Origin of the sequence: Natronococcus jeotgali DSM 18795 (assembly GCF_000337695.1) — an archaeon.
GTDB lineage: Archaea > Halobacteriota > Halobacteria > Halobacteriales > Natrialbaceae > Natronococcus > Natronococcus jeotgali.
This window is the reverse complement of the sequence record NZ_AOIA01000016.1, coordinates 1-1,445: the sequence shown is the minus strand read 5'-3', so window position 1 is coordinate 1,445 and position 1,445 is coordinate 1. Positions and strand designations below refer to the sequence as shown.

At 55.2% G+C, this 1,445-nt stretch carries 1 protein-coding gene; it reads right to left on the bottom strand.

Annotation, left to right across the window (positions count from 1 at the left end):
- Positions 1-359 precede the first annotated feature (359 nt).
- Positions 360-1,394 (bottom strand): pyridoxal-phosphate dependent enzyme, encoded by a 1,035-nt coding sequence (locus tag C492_RS00465; protein WP_049892559.1) that lies wholly within the window; start codon positions 1,392-1,394, stop codon positions 360-362.
- Positions 1,395-1,445 lie beyond the last annotated feature (51 nt).

Genomic DNA, 1,445 nt, shown 5'->3' with positions numbered 1-1,445 from the left:
GGTATCTTGAACACATTCACTCAACCAGACATCTTCCTCATGAGACCAACGCTTTAGCTCCAGCTCTCACACCAGTCGGGAAGTACCGACTATGTCCACCAAGACGCTGAGCGTCCGCTCACCAAAGTCGAGATCGTTGATCGAACCAACTGACCGGAGTCATCAGTCGAGAAGGCGTTACACAACCTTCAGTGCGAGAGTCTGGTCGACTCACGGTCAAAACTTGGTGACGGTCGAATGCACGTCTACTATCTTAAGAGGGAGTCATAGACCTCTTCTCAAGAATTGGTTTCGCTCCGTGTTTCGGTGAATCAGCCGGTATATAGGTCTGCGAACGTATTGATGAGCGTTCCGTCGAGTTATATCTTCAATCCATGCCCCGTGAGTGGCATCACCACGTCTTCATCTGGCTCAAGCGTTTCCCGTTCTCGATACGCCGCAAGTGCCGCAGGCGCAATCGCTGACGTCGGTTCTACGTAGAATCCATGCGCGTGGAGTCGGTCTAACTCGGTTTGGACATCATCCTCCGTGATCGCAATCGCATCACCGTCGGTTTCAGCAATCGCATTCAGGAGTTGTTGTTTTCGTGTCGGCTCCCGTATCTGGATGCCATCTGCGACATCGTTCTCACTCTCAGGGACTGCGTGGAGTTCACTCGCAATTGGGGCATATCCTGCGGCTTGCGCGCCAAGCAGACGTGGCACCGTATCGATCCACCCTGCTTCAGACAACGCCTTGAATCCACGGTACACACCCAGGAACAGCGTTCCATGGCCGAGCGGCATCACGACCGCGTCAGGGACGTTCCAGTCACGTTGGAGTGCGACTTCGTACGCAAACGTCGCCGTCCCAGCAAAGAACGCTGGACTCCATGAGTGACTCGCGTACCAGGCATCGCCCGATTCGACAGCCTCGATGCATGCATCAGTCACGGCTTGGCGTCCACCTTCGATTCGAATAGGCGTCGCACCGGCCCGTTCGATTGCTTGGAGTTTCGCATCTTTCACCGACGCTGGGACGTAGATTTCTGCGTCAAGTCCAGCGCGAGCTGCGTAAGTCGCGATGGCGGCCCCAGCGTTCCCTGACGAATCTTCGACGACTCGATCTGCGCCACACTGGATTGCATGGCTGATCGTCGTGGTTGCACCCCGATCCTTGAAGCTGCCCGTCGGGGAGATGTATTCGAGTTTGTACTCGGCATCCCACGTTGGTGACGAGACAAGCGGTGTCATCCCTTCACCTAAAGAAGGACCTTTCTCAACGGGGAGAAACATATCGAACGACCAGAGTCCGTCTCGGGTATCGAACTGACCGGGGTCTGGCCGGTCGGATGTCGGAAGCGGTTGGTGAGTAAAGAGCGTGTCATAGAATCGTCCCCACAGGATTGTTTTCACCCTGACATTCAACGAACCAGCTGGTAGATCGAGCGTGCAGACGTACCTTTT